The organism is Haloarcula sp. Atlit-7R, from assembly GCF_003666065.1.
Lineage (GTDB): Archaea > Halobacteriota > Halobacteria > Halobacteriales > Haloarculaceae > Haloarcula > Haloarcula taiwanensis.
This window is the reverse complement of record NZ_QXIK01000002.1, coordinates 417,087-430,913: the sequence shown is the minus strand read 5'-3', so window position 1 is coordinate 430,913 and position 13,827 is coordinate 417,087. Positions and strand designations below refer to the sequence as shown.

The 13,827-nt window shown below is 61.2% G+C and carries 13 protein-coding genes and 1 tRNA gene; 5 read left to right on the top strand and 9 right to left on the bottom strand.

From position 1 onward, the window contains the following. Positions 1-163: 163 nt before the first annotated feature. Both D3D01_RS06135 and D3D01_RS06130 read left to right on the top strand, forming a co-directional pair. Entirely contained in the window at positions 164-1,054 is an 891-nt protein-coding gene (locus tag D3D01_RS06135; protein WP_101350746.1) for a coiled-coil protein, read from the top strand. Positions 1,055-1,091: 37 nt separating this feature from the next. After that, complete coding sequence (locus D3D01_RS06130) at positions 1,092-1,790, top strand: LysE family translocator (protein ID WP_121511587.1); 699 nt, start codon at positions 1,092-1,094, stop codon at positions 1,788-1,790. Here the strand turns inward: D3D01_RS06130 and D3D01_RS06125 are convergent. Further along, on the bottom strand, positions 1,785-2,501 hold the full coding sequence (locus D3D01_RS06125) for an HD domain-containing protein (RefSeq protein WP_053967478.1): 717 nt from the start codon (positions 2,499-2,501) through the stop codon (positions 1,785-1,787). The two genes, D3D01_RS06130 and D3D01_RS06125, sit on opposite strands and share 6 nt — an antisense overlap. A 275-nt stretch (positions 2,502-2,776) precedes the next feature. Between D3D01_RS06125 and D3D01_RS06120 the strand changes: the two genes are divergently transcribed. After that, complete coding sequence (locus tag D3D01_RS06120; RefSeq protein WP_101350748.1) at positions 2,777-2,974, top strand: hypothetical protein; 198 nt, start codon at positions 2,777-2,779, stop codon at positions 2,972-2,974. Here the strand turns inward: D3D01_RS06120 and D3D01_RS06115 are convergent, their stop codons facing one another. From D3D01_RS06115 to D3D01_RS06100, 4 genes are all read right to left on the bottom strand, one after another. Then, positions 2,975-3,703: a GNAT family N-acetyltransferase gene (locus D3D01_RS06115; RefSeq protein ID WP_121511586.1), complete on the bottom strand. Its 729-nt coding sequence runs from the start codon at positions 3,701-3,703 to the stop codon at positions 2,975-2,977. A gap of 275 nt (positions 3,704-3,978) precedes the next feature. Continuing rightward, positions 3,979-4,051 (bottom strand) — tRNA-Gln (locus D3D01_RS06110). A gap of 134 nt (positions 4,052-4,185) precedes the next feature. Next, positions 4,186-4,620, bottom strand: coding sequence for a metal-dependent transcriptional regulator (locus tag D3D01_RS06105; RefSeq protein ID WP_053967475.1), 435 nt, complete (start codon positions 4,618-4,620; stop codon positions 4,186-4,188). After that, positions 4,617-5,099: a rubrerythrin gene (locus D3D01_RS06100; protein ID WP_101350750.1), complete on the bottom strand. Its 483-nt coding sequence runs from the start codon at positions 5,097-5,099 to the stop codon at positions 4,617-4,619. Before D3D01_RS06100 ends, D3D01_RS06105 begins: the two co-directional genes overlap by 4 nt. A 158-nt stretch (positions 5,100-5,257) precedes the next feature. Between D3D01_RS06100 and D3D01_RS06095 the strand changes: the two genes are divergently transcribed. Then, positions 5,258-6,889: an alpha-amylase family protein gene (locus D3D01_RS06095; RefSeq protein WP_121511585.1), complete on the top strand. Its 1,632-nt coding sequence runs from the start codon at positions 5,258-5,260 to the stop codon at positions 6,887-6,889. A gap of 87 nt (positions 6,890-6,976) precedes the next feature. Here the strand turns inward: D3D01_RS06095 and sufD are convergent, their stop codons facing one another. From sufD to D3D01_RS06075, 4 genes are all read right to left on the bottom strand, one after another. Continuing rightward, positions 6,977-8,188 carry a Fe-S cluster assembly protein SufD gene (gene sufD, locus D3D01_RS06090; RefSeq protein WP_101350752.1) on the bottom strand — a complete coding sequence of 404 codons (1,212 nt, stop codon included), beginning with the start codon at positions 8,186-8,188 and terminating at the stop codon, positions 6,977-6,979. A 2-nt stretch (positions 8,189-8,190) separates the two neighbouring features. Further along, on the bottom strand, positions 8,191-9,621 hold the full coding sequence (gene sufB / locus D3D01_RS06085; protein ID WP_004517166.1) for a Fe-S cluster assembly protein SufB: 1,431 nt from the start codon (positions 9,619-9,621) through the stop codon (positions 8,191-8,193). 36 nt (positions 9,622-9,657) lie between these two features. After that, positions 9,658-10,587, bottom strand: a complete 930-nt coding sequence (locus D3D01_RS06080) for an ABC transporter ATP-binding protein (protein WP_121511584.1) — start codon at positions 10,585-10,587, stop codon at positions 9,658-9,660. Between the two features lie 125 nt (positions 10,588-10,712). After that, positions 10,713-13,520, bottom strand: coding sequence for a DNA-directed DNA polymerase (locus D3D01_RS06075; RefSeq protein ID WP_121511583.1), 2,808 nt, complete (start codon positions 13,518-13,520; stop codon positions 10,713-10,715). Positions 13,521-13,627: 107 nt separating this feature from the next. On the opposite strand from D3D01_RS06075, the gene D3D01_RS06070 reads away from it, so the two are divergent. Beyond that, positions 13,628-13,819 (top strand): hypothetical protein, encoded by a 192-nt coding sequence (locus D3D01_RS06070; RefSeq protein ID WP_004517169.1) that lies wholly within the window; start codon positions 13,628-13,630, stop codon positions 13,817-13,819. Positions 13,820-13,827 lie beyond the last annotated feature (8 nt).

Here is a 13,827-nt window from a genome sequence, read left to right as displayed (position 1 = left end):
TTTAAACGATATCCACCTCTATTCGTAGACACCAGAACGCTTCCGCGTTCAGGCAGTATCGCTTTCAGCCCAACATGAGAGGGAACCCTTGTTATTGGTGTCAGCCCCTCAGTAGTGGGCCGACTGTCTGTGCTGAAGCGGTGATGGCATAGAGGATTCAACAATGGCAGACTCGATAGACGAATCAAAGAACGTTACAGTAACCGAAGAGGATCTCGAAAACAAATCGAAAGGCGAGCTCATCAAACTCGCCGGCCAGCTCCGCGATCGACGGAACGAGCTGAACCAGATGGCGTCCGAGCGGGCCTCCGCCCGCGACGACCTGAACGCGAAGACTCGCGAGAAGGTCGACGAAGCCCAGGAACACCGCGAGAAACGCGACGAGCTCAACGAGCAGGTCCAAGAGCACAAGGACAAGCGAAACGAGCTCAATGCGGAAGCAAACGAGCTGTTCGACAAAGTCGATAACCTGAAAAACGACCTCGAACTCGACGAGGGCACGTCGGTCGAACAACTCAAAGAGGAGATCGAAGATCTCGAGTTCAAGCAACAGACCGAAGTGCTCTCCTCGGAGGACGAGAAGGAGCTCATCGAGAAAATCGAGACCAAGCGCGAGAAGCTCCAGGAGAAACAGGAGAAGCTCGACCAGGGCGGCGACCTCGAAGAGCTCAAAGAGGAAGCGGAAGAGGTCCGCTCGGAAGCCTCGAAGCACCACCAGAAGGTCACGGAACTGGCCGACGAGGCTCAGAAGCACCACAACGAGATGATCGAGGCCTACCGCGAGGCCGACGAGATCCGTGACGAGGCCGACGAGAAGCACGAGGAGTTCGTCGAGGCCCAGGAAGCGGCCGACCAGCACCACGAGGACTTCGTCCGCGTCCAGAAGCGCCTCCGCGAGCTCGACAAGAAGGAAGAAGAGCAGGAGCGCTCCCAGCGTGAAGAAAAGCAGGAAGCCGCTCGCGAGGAAGCCGAGGAGATTTACCAGAAGTTCAAGGAAGGCGAGACCCTCGACACCGAGGACCTGATGAAGCTCCAGAAGGCCGGCAAGCTGTAAGTCTGCGGGATTTTCTCTCTGTTTTCTCGGACCATAGATGCATCACTCACCCGGCCTGCTCCAGCTCGGCGCGCTCTCGCTCGTCCCGACAGCTCTCGGTGGAATCCTGTTTGGCCTCGCGCTCGCCGCGCCACCGGGTCCGATGAACGCCGTTATTGCCGAGGAGAGTGCACTGCGGGGCTGGCGGGCCGGCTTCTTCGCTGGCCTCGGCGCGATGACTGCTGACGCCTGCTTCCTTGTGCTCGCTGTGCTCGGCGCCGCTACGATCATCACCGAGACGCCGGGACTTCGACGAGTGATGATCGGTGCCGGCGGGCTCCTGATGCTCTGGTTCGCGTACGGAGCAGTTCAGGAGGCTAATACAGTAGTTACCGAGGGGGAGTCGTCGGTCGCGTCCGGGGACAGCCGGGGCTTTCGCAAGGCGCTCGTGCTGGCACTGACAAACCCCTATCAGGTCGCCTTCTGGCTCACCGTCGGCGTGGGCCTCCTCGAACCGGGTGTGGTCGACGTGGCGTCGTACGTGCCCGCGGTCGGGTCTGACGAATTAACCGTCCAAACCGGCCACCCGGTGCTGTTGGGTGGGTTTTTCGGCGGGATCGGTATCTGGATTACGGGATTTCCGGCGGCGATTGTCGCCGCGAGAACGCGTATCGAGCGGCTCGCACCGCTGGTCGCATGGATTAGTGCCGCTGTTCTCGCCGGGACCGGGGTTCTGTTCTTGCTGCGGGCGCTATGAATCGCCCATCCCAGTCGCCACCTCGTCGAGGTCGTCTTCGACGGCCATGTCAGCGACTTCCATCGTTAGCCACTCCTGGAACCAACGGGTCCGCTTGAGCCGCTGGTGGACGATAGACTCGGCGGTGTCACTCTGCACGCGCTCGCGCGCGTCCTCACCGCGCTCGATGACACGGTCGACCATCTCGGCCGCGTCCATATGCGTCCGGGACTCATAGCCCATGCGCAACAACATCAGGGCGGTCCCGTTCGCGCCGACTTTGTCTAGGATGTCCGCCTCGATGAGACACTGTACTTCCAGCGGCAGGTCGTCCAGCGGCCCCTGGTACGAGTGAGCCTCGACGGCGGCGCAGACCTGTTCGATGAACGATTCTGGGTAGTCACCGTGTGCCCGCAGATACTCGCGTGCGATCCGAGCGCCGGCTTCCGCATGGAGGTCCTGCTCGGCTTCCAGTTTCGCGATGTCGTGAAACAACGCTGCGACGCGAGTCACGTCCACGTTTGCGCCCTCCTTGCGGGCGATTTTTGTCGCGATGTCGACGACGTTGAGGATGTGGTTGAAGCGATACTCCGCGGAGTGCCACGGATACCAGCGCATCCGGCCGCCCTCTTCTTCGTTTTCGACGCTCGCCGCGAGGTAGTCGTGGACGAACTCCTTCATTTCCTCGAACGCGTCGGCTGAGACAGGTGACTCCCTAATCTCGACGCCCACAGCACCACCTCCCGAAACGGATTTCGATATTCATCTTACACATATAGACGTACGTTCGACTCTTTAGCGTTACGACAGGGAGAACGGCTGCTACACCGGCATTTTCAGATGGAGATAGCGGGGTAAACCCCGTCGTCGCAGTCTCCTGAAGGGACGCATTACTATCTCTGACGCTGTGTCAGGTAGGGTCATTACTGGGAGCCAGCCAGCGACTGGTTCTCAGCGGCTGGGAACATCAGTCCAGCTTTTTACATCTAATAGATAAATCAGCATACATGCCTCTCCAGCCGCTCCACATGCCCGTCGGCGATGTGTCGATCGTGACCCACGCGGCGAACGAACACGCGGTGACTGATGTGCTCGTCGGCGTCGGTATCGCCCTGTGCCTGTTCGGCCTGTACTACAAGCTGATACTCCTCCCGGCAAACAGACAGGAATCGTCACAGCGCACAGGGGACCAGTCGCCGCCGTAGTTACAGATAGGCGGCGTCCCACCGCATCGGCTTGCGAACGTTCCCGCAGTTGTTACATTCGATACGGCCCATCGAATCCATCGCGTTCGCCAGCGTCTCACAGTTACTACAGAAGTACCCGTAGCGGTCGCTTCCCTCTTCGGTGACGTGGACCACGTGGAACGGCGCTATCGACCCGGACTCGTGGTTGTTGTGGTCGACGTAGACCGTCCGGCCGTCGTCGGTTATCGGTTCGCGGCCGAGCTCTTCGGCGTCGGTGTAGAGGTTCTCGACGTAGGTCCGTCCAGCGATGTCGACCTCGCCCGTGCCAGCGCGCTCGAAGCCGCGGTCCTCGTAGAAGCTGTTGCCTTCGACGTTGTCGGCCAGCACGCGCCCTTGGAGCGTCTCGGCACCGCGGTCGTGGAGCTCTCCGTGGGTCTCGTCAAACAGTGCCGACCCGATCCCTTCGCCGCGGTACGCTGGGTCGACGTGCAGCCAGAGTATCGTTCCGATGTTATCCCCTGCGAGGACGCTCTCGGAGAGACCGACCACCTGCCCATCCTGCTCAGCGACGAGAATCAACCGGTTACTCTCCTCGGTAAGTATTTGATTGATACGCTCTTCGTCGTACCACTCCTCGATAGCGCTCGTGATCGCCTTCGGCCCCAGCGAATACGACGCCTCTAACGAGCGACGCGCCACGTCACGGATAGCCGGTCTGTCCGACGACACTGCCTCCCTGATTTTCATATGCCACTAGTTGGCACGAAACATCATAAATCTACAGTTCGGTGTCAGAATTTGGGACACTCGTTGGGCTATTCATGTGAGGGCGCTGCGATTTGTTGCCTCGAATGGGACGTGTCAGCCCGTTAGCGCTGCTATCGCACCCTCTAGAAATGTGACCGCTGTTTGTGTTCTGGTAGCCGACACTTCAGTGGAATTCAGACCACGGGGACTCGAATTTTCTCGTCCGCTGAGTTCGACTCGCCGAGGATATCTACGGTTCACAAGCTTGCTCTGAATAGTCCCGGGCGGATTCGAACCGCCGTCAAGGGCTCCAAAGGCCCTTATGATTGGCCACTACACCACGGGACTTCATTCACTTCGTCTGTCCCGTGTACCGCGCAAATCCACAGGATTTGCTCACCACCACGGGACGTCACTCGCTATGAGCGATCCGTATGCAGGATAATCGACGGAACGCACTTGAACGCTTCGAGAGCGGCCGGTCAGTCGCTGGTGACTTCAGCCTCGACTTCGAGCAGGCCACAGACATCCCCCTCAGGGTCGAAACAGTCGGGACACTGCGGTTTACGGTCGATAATCGTATCGAGACGGTCAGCGACCGTTTCATCGATGACGCCCTCCAGCTGCTTTGCCTCGGCCCGGAACTCCTCGACCTCTAGCACCTCGATGAGGAACCGCTCGATGATACAGTAGTTCTGGAGCGCCTCGCGAGCCTGTGCGATGCCGTCGTCGGTGAGGTCGACGCCTTTGTACTTCTCGTGGTTCAGCAGCCCACGGCTTTCGAGCTTGCCGATCATCTCGTTGGCGCTCGCCGGACTGACATCAAGCATATCGGCCACGTCGCCGGTGGATGCCGGACCGTCTTCTTGCTGTTGCGTGAGATAGATCGCTTTCAGATACTGGGCCTGCGTGTTCATTGATAGTCCTCCATCAGGTCGGTCACGTCTTCGACACCTTCTGCCTCGTCCTCGCGGATATCCGACAGCACGGCAAGCAGCCGTTCGCGGTCGATAGTGAATGTCACGTCGGACGCCTCGATGGCTTCGATGAGGTCGTCGTAGAACTTGTACGCCGTCTCCTCGTTACAGAGCTGGTCGTACAACACGCCGTCGAAGTCCTCGTCGGCTTCGTACTGGGCCTCGACTAGCATCTCGATTTCCTCGAACGGAACGGTGTCCGCTTCGAGGTCGTCGATGAGTGCCTCCAGTTGCCGCCGGTGCTCGGCTGACTCCGTCTCGGCGTGTGCGAGGAGGTCAAGAACTGCCTGTTCGTGCTCTCCGCTCGTTTCCTCGGCGTGCTTGGCCGCCCGTGCCTCGACGACCTCTTCGAGGACGATGCCGATCTGTAGCAACCGGGCCAGTTGATGATCGGACACCACCGGCTGTGTGAGACTCACGGCACCACCCCCATTCGGCGCTGTGCTCCAGTCATACACGTAGTTCGGGGAGGGCCGGACTTAAGCGGTTCCCTGTCGTCGAACTGAAACCGTTCAGGCTCGGTCCGTGGACGGACCCGAAACTACCAGAGGCTGGGACTCGATACCACACACGAGCGATGGTCGAACACGGCTGGCACGAGGACGCGGTCATCTACACACTGGACGTAAAGACGTTCAACGACAGCAACGGCGACGGCTGGGGCGATTTCCGGGGCCTCATCGAGAAGCTCGATTACATCGAGGACCTCGGCGTGACCTGCCTCTGGCTCCGCCCGTTCTATCCGAGTCCACTCCGGGACAACGGGTACGACGTCGCCGACTACTACAGCGTCCACGACCGGATGGGAACACTGGCAGACTTCCGAGAACTCACCGACCGCGCCCACGACCGCGGCATCCGTGTCCTCACCGACCTCGTGTTCAACCATACATCGACCGACCACAAGTGGTTCCAGCGCGCCCGCGAGGACCCCAACTCGAAGTACCACGACTACTACCTCTGGACAAGCCACCTCGACGATGCGTACCAGACGACCAACATTTTCCCCGACCGCGAGGACGGCGTCTGGAGCTACGACGAGGTCGCCGGCAAGCACTACTTCCACCAGTTCTACCACCATCAGCCGGACCTCAACGTCGCCAATCCCGCTGTCCGCGACGAAATCCACGACGTGATGCGCTTCTGGCTGGACCAGGGAGCAGACGGCTTCCGTATCGACGCTGCCCACCCGATGCTACTGCCGAAGGGGCACAACGGGACGACCGAGGACATCGAGCTGTTCAAAGAGCTGAAACGCGTCGTCACAGCGGCAAAGGACCACGCCGTACTCGTCGCCGAAGCCGACGACCAGCCCGAACATCTCGATTACTACTTCAGCGACGGCGAGGCGTTCGACCTCATGTTCAATTTCGTCCTGAACGCTCACATGGTGTACGGCGTCGGCGTCAGAGACACTTGGCCACTCCACCGCGCGAACGAGGTCCTGCCGGACGTCTCCAGCGTCGGACAGTGGGCGAACTTCCTCCGGAACCACGACGAGTGGAACCTCCTGAAACTCCCCCATGAAGCGCTGGAACACGCCCGGGAGTACTTTGGCCCCGATGACGGTTCCTCGTGGATTTTCGGTCGGGGTCACCGGCTCCGGCTGGCAGACCTCCTCGGCCACGACCACGACCGCATCGCGATGGCTCACAGCCTCCTCTTTGCGTATCCGGGGACACCGGTCATCCTCTCCGGCGACGAGATCGGCATGGGCTCGGACCTGTGGCTCGACGAACGGGAGTCTGTCCGGACGCCGATGCAGTGGGACGACACCGAGAACGGCGGCTTCTCGACGGCCGCTCGCGAGGACTGCTACAACCCGCCGGTCGTCGGGAAGGAGTACAGCTTCGAGCACATCAACGTCGCTGACCAGCAAGCCGACCCTGACTCGCTGCTGTCACACATCCAGCGTCTCGTCGCGGCCCGCAAGCGCAACCCAGAACTCAGCGGCGGCGACCTCCATCTGATCGAATCGGGCCACAAGGACGTGCTCGTTCACCGCGTCGACACCGGTGACACCGCCTTCATCTTCGCCCATAACTTCGCCGACGAGTACCGCGAAGCCGTCCTCCAGTGGGAAGTCCCCGACGCCGACACGTCGAAGGCAGTCGGTGACGGCGGCTATCACATCGAAGACGGCGGCGTCACCTTCCTGCTGGACCCGTGTGACTACGTCTGGCTCCGTGGCGATAAGCGCGACTGGTGACTGACTGCAGACGGTCACAAAAAACAGCAAAACAAGCCGCGTCTCGCGGGCCGGTCCGTTGCAGTTCGAGGCCGCTGTGGGACCTCGTTACTCCCGAAGACGCTCGTAGATGAGCTGGTCGAGGTCTTCGCGGAGTTCGTCGACCTGCACCTCTTCGAGTACCGGGACGTAGAACCCTTCGACGAGCATGTTCTTTGCACTCTCCGGGTCGACACCGCGGGAGGTCATGTAGAACATGTCCTCTTCGTCGACCTGCCCGACCGTCGCGGAGTGGGAGGCCTCGGTGTCGTGGTTGTTGATGATGAGCTTCGGCGACGCGTCGGCCTCGGAATCGTCGGAGAGCATGAGCGTGTTCTCACGCTGGTAGGACGACGTGTCCCAGGCCTCACGACCGACATCCTGCACGCCCTCGTACACCGAGCGGGCGTCATCGTCAAGGACGCCGCGGGTGACGAGGTCGGCGATAGTGTGTTCAGCCTCGTGCCAGACACGCGACGCGATGTCGAAGTGCTGGTCCTCGTGGCCGAAGAAGGCTCCGAGAATCTGGGACTCCGAGGAGTCGCCGAGCAGTCGGGTCTCGACGTTAGACTTGGTCAGTCGGGAGCCGATGTTGCCGTCGATCCAGTTGACCGTGGCGTAGGTGTCGGCGTGGCCGCGCTTGACCTGGAAGTTGTAGGTCTCTTCCGAGAGGTTCTGGAGCGCGCCGTACTGGACGTAGGCGTTCTCCTCGGCGACGACCTCGACGATACCAGAGTAGTACTGGTCAGCGTCGGTCGTCTCGCCGGTCTGCTGGCGTTCCAGAATCGTGACCGAGGAGGACTCCTCGGCGAGGACGAGCGTGTAGTTGAACAGCGACTGGCTGTTCATCGTCGTCCGGATTTTCACGTCCTCGGCGTCGACGCCCTCGGGGACGTAGACGACCGTCCCGGCCGAGAACAGGGCCGTCGACAGCGCGGTGAGGTAGTCGCGCTGCGGGTCGACGGTACTGCCGAAGTGCTCCTCAACGAGGTCTTCGTGCTCGTCGAGCGCCTCGCTCCAAGAGAGGACCTCGACGCCCTCGGCGTCGACGCGGTCCTTGTCCTGTGCGTAGTCGAGCGGGTCGACCAGCGACTCGTATTCGAGCGCGTCGAGGTTCGTCCACGTCCGACCCGGCGTCCGGATAACGTCCGGCATTTCGAGCTCTTCGAGCGCCGCGAGCGCGTCCTTTCTCGTCTCAAGCAGCCACTCCGGCTCGCCGAGATCGTCTGAAATCTGTTCCACTTGGGCCTCTGTGAGATTGGCGTGTACCTGCGTACTCATGGTTATCCGAGCGACCCCTCCATCTCAAGCTCAATGAGGCGGTTCAGCTCAACGGCGTACTCAATCGGCAGTTCTTCCGTAATCGGCTCGATGAAGCCGGCGACGATCATCTGCTTTGCGTCGTCGTCGTCCAGTCCGCGGGACTGGAGGTAGAAGACGTCCTCGTCACCGATCTTGCCGACAGTCGCCTCGTGGGCAACGTCGACCTTGGACTCCTGAATCTCCATGTACGGCATCGTGTCCGACGTGGACTCGTTGTCGAACATCAGGGCGTCACACTCGACGGAGGTCGAAGAGTCTTCGGCACCGTCAGCGATGTGGACGAGGCCACGGTAGTTCGTGCGGCCGCCGTCCTTGCTGATGGACTTGGATTCGATGGTGGACTTCGTTTCGGGGGCGTTGTGGTAGACCTTCGCGCCCGTGTCGATGTCCTGACCTTCGCCGGCGAAGGCGATGGTGATGTGGTTGTCCGTCGCGCCGGGCCCTTTGAGGACGGTCGAGGGGTACAGCATCGTGGCCTTCGAGCCCATGCTGCCCGAGACCCACTCCATCGTGCCGTCGGCCTCGCAGATGGCGCGCTTGGTGTTGAGGTTATACGTGTTCTTCGACCAGTTCTGCACGGTCGAGTACTGAACGTGGGCGTTCTCCTTAACGAACACTTCGACGCCGCCGGAGTGAAGATTGAACTCCGAGTACTTCGGGGCGGAACAGCCCTCGATGTAGTGGACTTCGGAGTTCTCCTCGGCGATGATGAGCGTGTGCTCGAACTGGCCCATGCCGTCGGAGTTCATGCGGAAGTACGCCTGGACCGGCATATCGACCGTGGTGTCCTCGGGGACGTAGACGAACGACCCACCGGACCAGATAGCGCCGTGCAGCGCCGCGAACTTGTTGTCGCTCGGCGGCACGGCCTTGGTCATGAAGTACTCTTTGAGGATGTCTTCGTGTTCCTGGACGGCCTTGTCCATGTCACAGAAGATGACACCCTTCTCCTCCCAGCGCTCCTGCATGTTCTGGTAGACGATCTCGGACTCGTACTGCGCGCCGACGCCTGAGAGCGCGTTCTTCTCGGCTTCCGGGATGCCCAGTTTGTCGAAGGTGTCCTGAATCTCCTCTGGGAGGTCGTTCCAGTCGTCGACGCCGCCGCGTGTCTCGATGTCGGGGCGGATGTACGGGACGATCTCGTCGACGTCGACCTCGGAGAGGTCGGGCGCGCCCGGCCAGCCGTCCGGCATCGGCATCTCCTTGTACTGTTCGAGCGCGCGAAGGCGGCGTTCGAGCATCCATTCGGGCTCGTCCTTGTCTTCGGAGATGACCCGGATGGTCTCCTCCGTGAGGCCCTTCTCGGCTTCGAAGGCGGACTTCTCCTCTTTCTTGAATTCGAAGCGCTTCTCGGTGTCGGTCTCTTTGAGGTGGTCTTGATCTGAACTCATAGTGTGTGTAGTGTTATCGCTGTGTACGGAAGGGCGTTACGCGGCCTCGTAGGCTTCCTCTCGGACCCAGTCGTACCCCTCGTCTTCGAGCTTTTCGGCGAGTTCGGCACCGCCGGAGGTGGCGATCTGGCCGTCGAGCATCACGTGGACGTGGTCGGGTTCGACGTAGTCGAGGATGCGCTGGTAGTGGGTAATCTGGAGGATGCCTGCGCCCTGCTCGTCACGGAGCGCGTTGATGCCGTTGGAGACGTCCTGCAGTCGGTCGATGTCCAGTCCGGAGTCGATCTCGTCGAGCACGGCAACGGAGGGCTCGAGGATCGCGGCCTGGAGGACTTCGTTTTGCTTCTTCTCGCCGCCCGAGAAGCCAGCGTTGAGATACCGGGACGCGAACTTCTCGTCCATGTCCAGCTGCTCCATCTTCTCCTGGAGGATTTCCTGGAACTCGGCGACACCGATTTCTCCTTCTTCGACGTTGCCCTCCATCGGGGAGGTGTCGTAGCCGGCGGCGTCCTCGTTGGTGTCGCCGCCCTCTGCGTCGGCCTCTTCTTCCTCGTCGTCCTCGAAGAGCTCCTCGCGCTCTTCGAGCTTGGCGTTGAGCGCAGTGCGGAGGAAGTTCACCATCGTGACGCCCTCAATCTCGGCCGGGTACTGGAAGCCGAGGAAGATGCCGAGCGCGGCGCGCTCGTTCGGTTCGAGGTCGAGCAGGTTCCAGGTTCGGAGATCCTCCGGGATCTCTTCGTCACCGAACTCGTCCTCTTCGAGGTGGATAAGCACTTCGCCGTCGGTTACCTCGTAGGCCGGGTGGCCGGCGATAATCTTCGCCGTTGTGGACTTGCCTGAGCCGTTTGGACCCATCAGCGCGTGGATCTCGCCGGACTCGACTTCGAGGTCGACACCGCGGAGAATCGTCTCACCGTCCTCTTCTGCGACTTCTGCGTGGAGATTGTTGATTTCGAGTTTCGCCATAGGTATCTCTTAGGTCAACCGAAAGAAGGTACGTTTCACCCATGAAGCTTTCGCATTGCTGCGAACTCAACTTCTGTATATAGAAATAATATTTCTTGCAGCAGTAAGCCCCTGCTTTCTGTGGGTTACATGAAGCTGCCGAGTCCCGTCTGTTCCTGCCCGGACTTGACCTCCTCCCAGGAGATATCCATGGCTTCCAAGATCCGAGCAATCGGTCCTTTCAGTGTCTTATCGAGCATCTTGTCCCAGTCGATTTCGAACTCCTCGGGGATCTGGTCCGCGTACTCGAAGCAGATAACGTCGGGGTCCCGTCGGAACTCGCCGTACAGCGGGTCCCGCTGGGGGTCCAGGCCTTCTTCGTCCTCGATGCGCTGGAAGAAGTCCGAGTGGACCCGGTCGAGATAGAGGCGCTTGGGTTTCGAGCCGCTCTGGAAGTTCGTCCCCAGCAGAAGGTTGGCGTACTTCGCGCCCCGGACCTGCGCAGTGTCGGTGTCGTAGTTGTCGAGTTTCTTGCCGATGCCTCCGGGGATGCCCACGTCGTCGTAATTGACGTTGCCATCCTGATAGTCCTCGATGACATCGCTGACGTACTGTTTGATGGACTCGGCGTCTTCGCCGCGGACGATGCGGTCGATGACCTCCTTCTGGACCCGCTTGGTGATGGGCGCGATGTCCGAGCGCTGGTACTCGAAGCCCGTGATGTCGATGTCGTCAACGTGCTTGCCCTCCTTCCAGACGATGTTGCCCGCGTAGCGCTTCTTTTTGCCGGCCTGGAAGAACCGCCGGTAGAGCTTCTCGAACTCTATCTGGAAGCGATGCTCGTCGGCGTTCAGTTCCTCCATCGCGAACTCGTCGTACGAGTCGTTGATGGTCTCCTCCAGTTCGAACCCCTTCCCGATGGTCGCGGCGATGAGTTCGAGTTCGTCGTCGCTCATCTCCGGGTGTTTCTCGCGCATCTCATCGGTGACGGTCACGTCGCCCTCGACGTCCGCCGGGCTGATGTCGCCCAATTGGAGCATGACCGAGTCGGTATCCCCGTAGACGACCTCGTAGCCCTCACTCGCGACGACCTCGTCGGTGTAGTCGATGACCTCGCGGCCGGTGGCGGTGACCGCCGCGCCCATCTCCTTGTCGTAGAGGCGGAAGCGGTCCCATCCCAGAACGCCGTACAGGCTGTTCATTATCACCTTCACTGCCGCTTGCTGACGGTCTAAGCGCTCGTACTCCGGATTTTCGGGGTCAAAACTGTTCCGGCGTTCTTTCTTCTCCTCGCGTTCTGATAGGAGTTCGTCGACCATCTCCCGGATGACGCCGTCCGGTTCCTTCCGGAAGTGCGTGCCGTTGGGCGCGCGGTAGGTGTCACCGTCGTAGGTCTCGGGGTCGACCTTCGTCTCCGGGCTGGCGTTGGTCGTCACCATGCACATCGGGTACAGCGACTTCAGGTCCAGCACGGTGACGTTCTCGCGGACGCCGGTGATGGGGTCGAACACCGCGCCGCCTTCGTAGTCCTCGCTCTCCTGTTGACCCTTCGACGGCAGTGCGAACTCCCCGTGGAGCTTGTGGAGGACGTACATGTCCACGGCGTCGCCGGGCGTCGTTGCGTCCTCCAGTTTGCAGCCGACGAAGGTGCGGACCTCGTCCCAGAAGTCGATGATGTCCTGTTCGCGGTCGAGTTCGACACAGAGCTCCACGTCCCGAAGGTTGTACTCCAGTAACTGCTCGGGGTCTTGCTCCCAGAGGTCGCCGATGTCGCCAGTGTAGCGCTCCTTGCCGACGCCGAGTTCCTGTTCGCCGACGGCGTCGAGCCGGTAGGATTCGAGTTCGGTGAACTGCGTGCGCTTGTAGGCATAGAGAAGGTCGAAGACGACCCGGCCCTTGATATCGGGGCCGCCCCAGCCCGACCGCCAGACCTCGTCGACGCGGGAGAGGCGGTCGACGGACAGGTCGTAGTCGTGGTTGTAACTCTGGAGTTCCTCTAGGCGGTCGAGGAAGTACGGCGCGTCGAAGTCGTCGAAGTTCCAGCCCGTCAGCACGTCGGGGTCGGTGTCGATGATGTAGTCGACAAAGGCCTCCAGCATGGCCTCCTCCTCGCCGAAGACGCGCACGTCGGCCTCGAAGTCCTCCCGAATCGGGTCGTAGCCGGCCAGCGCCTCGGGGCCGTCGATGCCGTCGGGGGACTCGTACAGCCAGACGACGTACTCGTCGCGGTAGGAGTCGTGGGAGGTAAGGCAGATGATCGGTTCCTCGCCGTCCTCGGGGAACCCCTGCCTGTCGTCGACCTCGATATCGAAGGTGTTGACCCGCGGGTCGGCGTGGGCCTCGACCGGTTGAATCTCCTCGTGGTGGACCTTCAGGCTCCCGTCGTCGAGTTTGCGGGCGGGGACGCGCACGCCGCTCGTAATATCCTTGTCGATCAGCAGCCGGTTGGGAAAGAGGATGTCCGCCTCGTAGTGGTCGAAGTCGTCGCGTATCTGCCCCACGTCGCGTGGCGTCTGGCCGAATATCTTCGTCAGGCGCTCGCCCCGAATCGATTCGTAGGGCTCGCCGTCCGCGTCGGCTTCTTCCCAGCCAGTGATGCTATCGTACTGACGGAGTCCGTCGTCGGTGACGCTGTCGGTCGGCGCGTAGAAGTACGGCTTGAAATCGAAGACACGAGCGTGAACCGGTTCGTTGTCGTCGGTGCGGCCGAAGACGTGGACGACCGGGAATTCGTCGTCGCCCTGGCCCTCGATGGTGTAGTCGACCTGCGTGACGACGAACTCGACGGTCTCCTCGACGGGCGGGAACTGACGCTCGTCGAGATCGACGACGCTCGTCCCGCCGTCGCTCCCACCGTTGCCCGCGATGGCCGCCGCTTCGTCGGCGACCGGGCGGTCGTCTGTGCCCGCGTCCTGCCCGAAGTCCCCCAGCGTGCCCTGGGTGCCGTCACTCATTCTTGGCCTTGTTTCGAGATGCCGCATAAAAACACCGGCGGTCGACGGGGTATTGCCACAGGCAGAAAGTATATGCCATCGAGTAACATACCCAAGTTTGACGGCCAATGTCGCACCACGCATCCCCCCACGGCGAGGCGGATAGGTCCGAAGAACTGCGGTCGGAGCCGGCGCTCCCGGACGCCATCCAGACGACCGAGACCTACGAGACCGAGGAGGGGACAGTGTTTTACGACGCCGAGAACCCGCTCGCGTGGCTACAGACTGATACGGCGCTCACTTTACAGGAGATCGCCTGACAGGAAGT

Excerpts from the sequence above, each read along its gene's own strand:
- D3D01_RS06115 (WP_121511586.1), bottom strand. The coding sequence starts at position 3,703 with ATGAAAATCAGGGAGGCAGTGTCGTCGGACAGACCGGCTATCCGTGAC.
- D3D01_RS06105 (WP_053967475.1), bottom strand. The coding sequence starts at position 4,620 with ATGAACACGCAGGCCCAGTATCTGAAAGCGATCTATCTCACGCAACAG.
- D3D01_RS06075 (WP_121511583.1), bottom strand. The coding sequence starts at position 13,520 with ATGAGTGACGGCACCCAGGGCACGCTGGGGGACTTCGGGCAGGACGCG.
- D3D01_RS06120 (WP_101350748.1), top strand. The coding sequence starts at position 2,777 with ATGCCTCTCCAGCCGCTCCACATGCCCGTCGGCGATGTGTCGATCGTG.
- D3D01_RS06130 (WP_121511587.1), top strand. The coding sequence starts at position 1,092 with ATGCATCACTCACCCGGCCTGCTCCAGCTCGGCGCGCTCTCGCTCGTC.
- D3D01_RS06135 (WP_101350746.1), top strand. The coding sequence starts at position 164 with ATGGCAGACTCGATAGACGAATCAAAGAACGTTACAGTAACCGAAGAG.
- D3D01_RS06070 (WP_004517169.1), top strand. The coding sequence starts at position 13,628 with ATGTCGCACCACGCATCCCCCCACGGCGAGGCGGATAGGTCCGAAGAA.
- D3D01_RS06095 (WP_121511585.1), top strand. The coding sequence starts at position 5,258 with ATGGTCGAACACGGCTGGCACGAGGACGCGGTCATCTACACACTGGAC.
- sufD (WP_101350752.1), bottom strand. The coding sequence starts at position 8,188 with ATGAGTACGCAGGTACACGCCAATCTCACAGAGGCCCAAGTGGAACAG.
- sufB (WP_004517166.1), bottom strand. The coding sequence starts at position 9,621 with ATGAGTTCAGATCAAGACCACCTCAAAGAGACCGACACCGAGAAGCGC.
- D3D01_RS06080 (WP_121511584.1), bottom strand. The coding sequence starts at position 10,587 with ATGGCGAAACTCGAAATCAACAATCTCCACGCAGAAGTCGCAGAAGAG.